The following is a 7,501-nucleotide window of genomic DNA, read 5'->3' as shown; positions in this document are numbered from 1 at the left end:
CCGAGCCGCGGACCGGCCGACGCCGGGTCGCGCGCCGTCCGGCGGCGGGTCCGGTCGCGGGCCGGCACCAGACCGGTCGGCCGACGCCGCTCGCGGTCCGGAGCGGGACCTGCCGCGGCTGCTGATGCTCGGCCCCGTCGAGGTGCAGAATGCCGCGGAGCTGGGTGAACAGACCAAGCTCGGCCAGCTCACCGAGCTGGCGATGTTCATCGCGCTGAACCCGGGTTGCGACTCGACGGCGATCGACGAGGCGATCTGGCCGGGATCGGCGGTGACGAAGACGACGCGGGGCACGGCGGTCTCGAAGCTGCGCCGCTGGCTCGGCACCGACGCGGCGGGGTCGCCGCTCCTGCCGCGCAGCGACAGCGGGTACATGTTGCGGCCGGGCGTGCGCAGCGACTGGGACGACTGGTGCGACCTGCTCCCCGACGGCCCGGCCCGGGCCACCACCGCCGACCTGCGCGCGGCGCTCGAGCTGGTGCGGGGCCGGCCGTTCTCCGGCCGCGGCCGGCGGCGCTACGCGTGGGCCGATCACCTGGCTCAGGAGATGATCGCGAGCATCGTCGACGCCAGTCACGAGCTGGCGCTGCGCGCTCTCGTCGACGGCGACCCGTGGGAGGCGTTGCGCGCGGCATTGGTGGGGCTGTCCGTCGAGCCCGGCGTCGAGCTGTTGTGGCGCGACCGGCTCAAGGCCGAGGCGGTGCTGGGCGATCGTGGCCGTCTGCTGGACACCATCGAGAAGCTCCGGGCCACCGCCGACGATCTGGGCGGCGACCTCGAGCCCGAGACGGAGGCGCTGATCCAGCAGCTCGGTGCGGGGGGCCGGAGTGCGGCCGCCACGGCATCGGCCGCCGGTGACGGCGGCACCGGTGCGCCGGGTGCGTCCAGCCCGCCGGATCCGTCCGTCGCGCCCGCTCGCAGGACGACTCGGCCGGCCACCGGGCCGCGTGGGCCCGGCCGGCCGCGGTCACCGGCGGGGAGGTGAGCAGCGGCATCACGTCAGTGCGCTGCGGTGCGCCAGGCTGCCCGGCGGTTGATCCCTGTCGACAGCGGCGCCTCGGCCCGGCTCATCCTGGGTCTGATGCGTCGTCGGTCGGGGCGGGGGCCGGCGAGTTGAGGTGCGCGGCCCGACACGTCAGAGTGGGGCCATGACGGAAGAACGCGGCGTCGAGGCCCTGCGCGAGTCGGGGCTGGCCCATCGCATCGTCCGGCATCCGCCGGTGAACAGCCTCGAGGAGGCCGCCGCCGCGCGCGGGGTGGAGCCGGCCGCCGTCATCAAGACGATCGTGGTGCGACGGGCCGACGACGACTACGTGTTCGTGCTGGTGCCCGGCGACCGCACGATCGCCTGGCCGAAGCTGCGCACGCTGCTCGGCGTCAACCGGCTGTCGATGCCCGACGCCGGGACGGCGCGCGACGTCACGGGGTACGAGCGCGGCACGATCACACCGTTCGGGTCGACGCGGGCGTGGCCGGTCATCGCCGACGAGCGGGTGCTCGGCCGGACGGTGTCGATCGGCGCCGGTGCGTTCGGAGTGTCGGCCACGGTCGACGGGGACGAGCTGGTGAAGACGCTGGACGCGACGGTCGCCGACGTCACGGACTGAGGTCGCGTCAGCGGGCGGCGGCCGAGGCCGTCAACACCGAGGCCAGCACCGTGAGGACGGGCGAGCAGCCGGCGTCGACCTTGACGGTGGCGAGGTCGTCGCCGCGGGTGGCGCCGTGGTTGACGATGACCACCGGCCGGCCGGTCTTGTGCGCGTGCCGGACGAACCGCAGCCCCGACATCACGGTGAGCGACGACCCCGCGACCAGCAGTGCCGCCGCGGAGTCGACCAGCTCGTACGCCGCCTCGACGCGCGGCTTGGGCACGTTCTCGCCGAAGTAGACGATGTCGGGCTTGAGGATGCCGCCGCACGCCTCGCAGTCGGCCACCCGGAAGTGCGCGGTCGCCTCGATGACGGCGTCGGCGTCGGGCGCGATCTCGGCGTCGGCGACCTCGTCGGCGAAGTCGGGGTTCAACGCCGTCAGCCGGGCGGCGACGTGGTCGCGGGGCACCACCCTGCGGCAGCTCAGGCAGATGACGCGGTCGTAGCGTCCGTGCAGGTCGATGACGTTGCGGCAGCCGGCGGCGTCGTGCAGGGTGTCGACGTTCTGGGTGATGACGCCGACCGCGACGCCGTCGGCCTCCATGCGGCTGACGGCGAGGTGACCGGGGTTGGGGCGGGTGCGGTGGACGTGCCGCCAGCCGACGTGGTTGCGGGCCCAGTAGTGGCGGCGGCGGTCGGGATCGCCCACGAACTGCTGGTACGTCATCGGCGTACGCGGCGGGGAGTCGGGGCCGCGGTAGTCGGGGATGCCGGAGTCGGTGGAGATGCCGGCCCCGGTCAGCACGGCGACCGGCCGGCCGGACAGCACCGCGGCCGCCTCGCCGACGGCCGGCCGGGCCGGGTGGCCGGGGTCGATGCGGTCGAGCACGCTTCGAGCCTATGCCGACGACGGCGGCCGGGTCACGCGGCCGGCGCGGTGCGGTGACGTCGTCCTCGTCAGGCGGGCCAAGGGCAGGCCGGTACGGCCCAAGGGTGTAGACGCCACCCCGACGGCGAACGGGCCGGCTCAGCCGAGGTGGTGGGCCAGCACCTTGCGGTGGGTGTCGCGGGCTTCGGCATGCCGGGAGCGGCCGGCGTCGGTCGCCGTCACGAACAGGGCGCGGCGGTCGTCCATGCACATCGAGCGGCCGACCAGGCCGGCCCGCTCGAGCCGGGCGACGGTGCGGGAGAACGCGCTCTGGCTGAGGTACATCCCCTCGGCGAGCTCGTGCATGCGCAGCTTGTCCTGGCCGGACTCGATGAGCCGGTCGAGCGCCTCGAACTCGCTCAGGCCCAGCCCGTGCTGGTCCTGCAGCTCGCGATCGAGGTCGCAGGCCACGTTGTTGTAGCAGGTGGAGAGGTCGCGCCACTTGGCGACGAGCTCGCGTTCCTCCGTCCCGCTCATGGAGCGCACTCTAACACCGCGCCCGCAAGCATGCAAGGACATTTAATGCTTGTGCATTTGATGCACGTGCATGTAACGTCTCGCCCGTGACTGCTATCGCCACACCGCCTTCCACCGCTGCTTCACACGACGACCAGCGCTGGACGCCGCGCCTCTGGGGCGTCCTCGCGGTGCTGTGCCTGGTGATGTTCCTCGACGGTCTCGACGTGTCGATGGTCGGCATCGCCCTGCCGTCGATCGGTACCGAACTCGGACTCTCGACCACCTCGCTGCAGTGGATCGTCAACGGCTACGTGCTCGGCTACGGAGCGCTGCTGCTCCTGGGTGGCCGCACCGCCGACCTGCTCGGCCGTCGCCGGGTGTTCCTGATCGCCCTCGCCGTCTTCGCCGTCGCCTCGCTCGTGGGCGGCCTCGTCGACGACGGCATGCTGTTGATCGTCACGCGGTTCGTCAAGGGTGTCGCCGCCGCGTTCACCGCGCCCACGGCGCTGTCCATCCTGACCACCACGTTCCGCGAGGGACCGGCGCGCAACAAGGCGCTGTCGATCTTCGCCGTCTTCGGCGCCAGCGGGTACTCGTCCGGGCTCATCCTGGGCGGCCTGCTGACCAGCGCCGGCTGGCGATGGAACTTCCTCATGCCCGTGCCGCTCGCGGTGCTGGCGCTGGTCGCGGGCATCGCGCTGATCCCGCGCGACCGTCCCGCCGACGCCGGCGGTCACGACCTCGCCGGCGCGGCGACGCTCACGGCCGGCATGCTGCTCGCCGTCTACTCCGTCGTCTCCGCGCCGGAGCGCGGCTGGGCCGACCCGGTCACCGTCGTGCTGTTCGTGCTCGCGGTCACGCTGCTCGCGGCGTTCGTCGCGATCGAGCAGCGGATCGCGCACCCGCTGGTGCGGCTCGGCATCCTGCGGATCGGCTCGATCGTCCGGGCCAACCTCGCGATCATCGCACTGTTCGGGTCGTACCTGAGCTTCCAGTTCATGCTGACGATCTACTTCCAGGCCGCGCTGGGCTGGTCGCCGCTGCGGATGGCGCTGGCCCTGCTGCCGGCCGGGCTGATCGTGGCGTTCGGCTCGCCGTACATGAGCCGGGTGATCGACCGGTACGGCACGCAGCGGCCGATCGTCGCCGCGATGGTGTCGCTGAGCACGGCGTACGTATGGTTCCTGGCCGCCGGCGGCGACCCGACGCCGAACTACGCGGCGGACATCCTGCCCAGCGTCCTGCTGATCGGGCTCGGGTTCACGCTGGCGTTCTCGGCGATCATGTCGCAGGCCACGGCCGGCGTGCACGACTCCGAGCAGGGGCTGGCGGCCGGCCTGGTCCAGACGTCCGGGCAGATCGGTGGGGCTGTGGTGCTCGCGGCGACGACGGCGTTCGTGACGGCCGGCTCGCACTCGGCCGACGGCATGGGGGCGGCGACGTTCGACCAGTTCCGTCCCGGTCTGATCCTCGTGACGGGTATCGCCTTCGCCGGCCTGGTGGTGATGGCCCTCGGGGTGTTCCGGCGCCGTCGTGACGACGACGAGCCGGAGCCGGTCGAGGACGAGCTGCTGGAGCCGGCCGTGTCCTGACGGGCGGGCTCGCCCATCCGGTACGCCGGCGGCGACGGGGTCGACGATGCCCCCGTCGCCGTCGTTGCGTTCGAGGGGAGGGTCAGCGGACCCGGGAGAGATTCGGGGAGCGCTGCGCCGGGATGGCCGCGCCGCCCGACGGGCCGGTGCCGCCGGGGTCGCGTCCGTCGTCGGCCGCGTCGCGGGCGTCCTGGATGGCCGCCCGCACGGCGCGCTGCCGCTTGATCCGCTCGATCAGCACCGCGACGCCGAGCCCGGCCACGACCACGGCACCGCCGACGATCGCGTCGACGACGTAGTGGTTGCCGGTGAGGACGATGGTGGCGAACATCAGCAGCGGCATCGTCGCGCCGATGACCCGGACCACCAGCACGCGCGACAACGCGACCCAGGCGATGCCGAGTAGCAGGATCCAGCCGAAGTGCAGGCTCGGCATCGCCGCGTACTCGTTGACGAAGGTGGGCGAGTTCATCTCGCGGTAGGTCGGCGCCTCGAGGGAGATGGTGTCGACGAAGCCGTGCCAGGGCAGGAACCGCGGCGGCGCGAGCGGGTAGAACGCGAAGATGACCAGGCTGAACGCCCCCGAGGCGAGCAGCGCGTTGCGGTAGAACGGATACGCCGCCGGCCGCCGGGCGATCAGCCAGATGAGCGTGAGCACGAACACCGGCCAGTAGCCGTAGATGTAGAAGCCGTTGGCGGCGTCGACCGCCCAGTCGTGGTCGAGGATCAGGCCCTGGAGGTCGGTCTCGACATGGATCCCGAGCGACTTCTCGAACGAGATGACGTCCTCGGCGTTGCGGAACGCGGCGTCGACGCGGTCGCTGGTGAGGCCGCGCACCAGCGTGTACAGCAGAGCGGCCGAGAGGAGGAAGGCGATCTCCTTCGCGGCCGTGGCGAGTCGTGAGTGGGTGCGGACGCGGCGCAGCGTGGGCGGGCGCCGGGACAAGGTGTCCGAGGCCATCGGTCCTCCATGCTGGCGACGTGCGAGGAGCGCCAGCGCCCCCTTGAAGTTGCCTCTACTTGTCGGCCGACAAGTGCTTTGAGTCTCACGCTACGGCCGCACTTGTCGGCCGGCAAGTAGTTAACGTATTGTGTGGCCGCCCTCACTTCCCGATCAGCGAGGCGGCGACGGAGATGACCGACGAGGGACGTCCCGGCACGGATACAGCCGGAAACATCCGCGAGGTCGCGCTCGACCTGTTCTCCCGGCAGGGCTACGAGCGTTCGACGCTGCGCGAGATCGCCGACGCTCTCGGAATCACCAAGGCGGCGGTGTATTACCACTACCGGACGAAGGTGGAGATTCTCGACGACCTGCTGCGGCCGATGGTCGACGGCGAGGACTGGATCATCGCCGACGCCGAGTCGGACACCGCGGCCATCGGCAGCCCGGCCTGGCGGCTGACGCTCATCGAGCGCTACATCGACCTGCTGCTGGCGCACCGGCGGGTCGCCACCTATGCGATGAACGACCTCGCGGGCGTCGCGAACTCGACCCTGCTCGACCGCATGCGCGCCAACGACGCACGGCTGTCGGCGCTGCTGGCCAACGGCGATCTGTCGGTGGAACAGCGGGTGCGGACGTCGGCCGCGCTGGGGGTGGTCGTGGCGATCTTGGCGCTGCCCGACGTCTCGAACGCGGAGCTGCGGCCGCAACTGCTGCGGGTGGTGCGCGACGTGCTGGGGCTGACCGAACACGTGGGCGGCGTCGCCTCGGCCTGACGCGAACGACACGCGCCCGGAGACGACCGAGCGGCACCACCCCGGGGGGCGAGAATGGTGCCGCTCTCGAGACGAGGCTATGTCCGGCCGCCGTCGAAAAGCGAAGGGAACGAGGAAAAACTTGCCCGGCTCCGTGACACCTGGGGGAACGGGGAGTCGTGTGCTTGTCGTGACGGTTGCGGTGGCCTTCACACTCGCGGCCTGCTCCGGTTCCGGTCCTGCTCCGACGGGGAACGGCTCACCCTCCGCGGGGGCCGCTCCCGACGACGGCCCGGCGAGCACGTCGCCGCGGCCTCCTGATGAGCCGTCGCCCGGCTGCGACAGCCCCTGCTACGGCGAGCCGGACACCGTCGGGACCCTGTCGGAGGAGACCGTCGTCGAGGTCAGCGGGATGGCCGCGAGCGTACGCACATCCGGCCTCTACTACGTCGTCAGCGACGAGGCCGGCACCTCCGCGGTGGCGGTCGTCCGTGCGGACGGCACGCCGGTGGCCGGCATCGAGCTGGCCGGGATGGACGCCGAGAACGCCGAGGCGCTGGCCGTCGGCCCGTGCGGCGACGACCCCGGCACGTCCTGCCTGTACGTCGGCGACATCGGCGACCACGTCGGTCGCGACCACGTCACCGTCTACCGGGCGCCCGAGCCGGACCTCGGCGACCCGCCGGCGACCATCGACGCCGACGCGCTGGAGTTCACGTACGAGGACGGGCCGACCGACGCCGAGGCGTTGGTCGTCGACTCCGGCGGCCGGCCGCTGGTGGTCGGCAAGGCGTCGTTCGACCGCGACACCGGCGAGACGGGGAGCACCCGGCTGTACCACGGTCCGGCGGACGGCGGCGAGCTGGCACTGCTGGGCACCATCGAGCTGCCGGAGCCGGAGAACGGGTTCCTCGCGGGGATCGTCGGCAACGTCGTCACCGATGCGTCCGCCGACCTCGCGGCCGGCCGGGTCCTGCTGCGCACGTACGACGAGGTGCTCGAGTACCGCGCGCCGGAGCCGGGCGCGGATGTCACGCGGTTCCCGGACTGGCCGCTGCGCCGGGTCCCGCCCGGCACCGTGCTGCAGGCCGAGACCGTCACATACACCGTCGACGACTGCGGCTACCTCACGACGTCGGAGCTGACGGGCGCGATCGACGCCGTCCGCTGCACCGGCTGAGTCAGTCCCGCCGCCGTGCCGGCGCCGTCCGAGGTACCGATCATGAGACAAG

The 7,501-nt window shown here is 72.3% G+C and carries 8 protein-coding genes; 5 read left to right on the top strand and 3 right to left on the bottom strand.

Going from position 1 to position 7,501, the window contains the following annotated elements; all coding sequences use genetic code 11:
• Both DY240_RS18340 and DY240_RS18335 read left to right on the top strand, forming a co-directional pair.
• The coding region (locus DY240_RS18340; protein ID WP_199701727.1) for an AfsR/SARP family transcriptional regulator at positions 1 to 985 on the top strand (985 nt) is incomplete at its 5' end.
• A gap of 163 nt (positions 986 to 1,148) precedes the next feature.
• Positions 1,149 to 1,607: an aminoacyl-tRNA deacylase gene (locus tag DY240_RS18335; RefSeq protein WP_119661280.1), complete on the top strand. Its 459-nt coding sequence runs from the start codon at positions 1,149 to 1,151 to the stop codon at positions 1,605 to 1,607.
• 7 nt (positions 1,608 to 1,614) lie between these two features.
• Here DY240_RS18335 and DY240_RS18330 read toward each other — a convergent pair whose 3' ends face one another.
• A complete protein-coding gene (locus DY240_RS18330; RefSeq protein ID WP_233552791.1) occupies positions 1,615 to 2,478 on the bottom strand; it encodes an NAD-dependent protein deacetylase in 864 nt (287 codons plus the stop codon).
• A 138-nt stretch (positions 2,479 to 2,616) separates the two neighbouring features.
• Positions 2,617 to 2,994 carry a MarR family winged helix-turn-helix transcriptional regulator gene (locus tag DY240_RS18325; RefSeq protein ID WP_119661279.1) on the bottom strand — a complete coding sequence of 126 codons (378 nt, stop codon included), beginning with the start codon at positions 2,992 to 2,994 and terminating at the stop codon, positions 2,617 to 2,619.
• Between the two features lie 86 nt (positions 2,995 to 3,080).
• Between DY240_RS18325 and DY240_RS18320 the strand changes: the two genes are divergently transcribed.
• A complete protein-coding gene (locus DY240_RS18320; protein WP_199701725.1) occupies positions 3,081 to 4,568 on the top strand; it encodes an MFS transporter in 1,488 nt (495 codons plus the stop codon).
• A gap of 82 nt (positions 4,569 to 4,650) precedes the next feature.
• Here DY240_RS18320 and DY240_RS18315 read toward each other — a convergent pair whose 3' ends face one another.
• Entirely contained in the window at positions 4,651 to 5,529 is an 879-nt protein-coding gene (locus tag DY240_RS18315; RefSeq protein ID WP_119661278.1) for a phosphatase PAP2 family protein, read from the bottom strand.
• A 173-nt stretch (positions 5,530 to 5,702) separates the two neighbouring features.
• On the opposite strand from DY240_RS18315, the gene DY240_RS18310 reads away from it, so the two are divergent.
• Both DY240_RS18310 and DY240_RS18305 read left to right on the top strand, forming a co-directional pair.
• Positions 5,703 to 6,290 carry a TetR/AcrR family transcriptional regulator gene (locus tag DY240_RS18310; RefSeq protein ID WP_119661277.1) on the top strand — a complete coding sequence of 196 codons (588 nt, stop codon included), beginning with the start codon at positions 5,703 to 5,705 and terminating at the stop codon, positions 6,288 to 6,290.
• A 391-nt stretch (positions 6,291 to 6,681) separates the two neighbouring features.
• Positions 6,682 to 7,449: a hypothetical protein gene (locus DY240_RS18305; RefSeq protein WP_119661276.1), complete on the top strand. Its 768-nt coding sequence runs from the start codon at positions 6,682 to 6,684 to the stop codon at positions 7,447 to 7,449.
• Positions 7,450 to 7,501 lie beyond the last annotated feature (52 nt).

Origin of the sequence: Jiangella rhizosphaerae (genome assembly GCF_003579925.1) — a bacterium.
GTDB classification, from domain to species: Bacteria; Actinomycetota; Actinomycetes; order Jiangellales; family Jiangellaceae; genus Jiangella; species Jiangella rhizosphaerae.
Note: the sequence above shows the minus strand (reverse complement) of the source record. Positions and strands in the feature narration are given on the sequence as shown.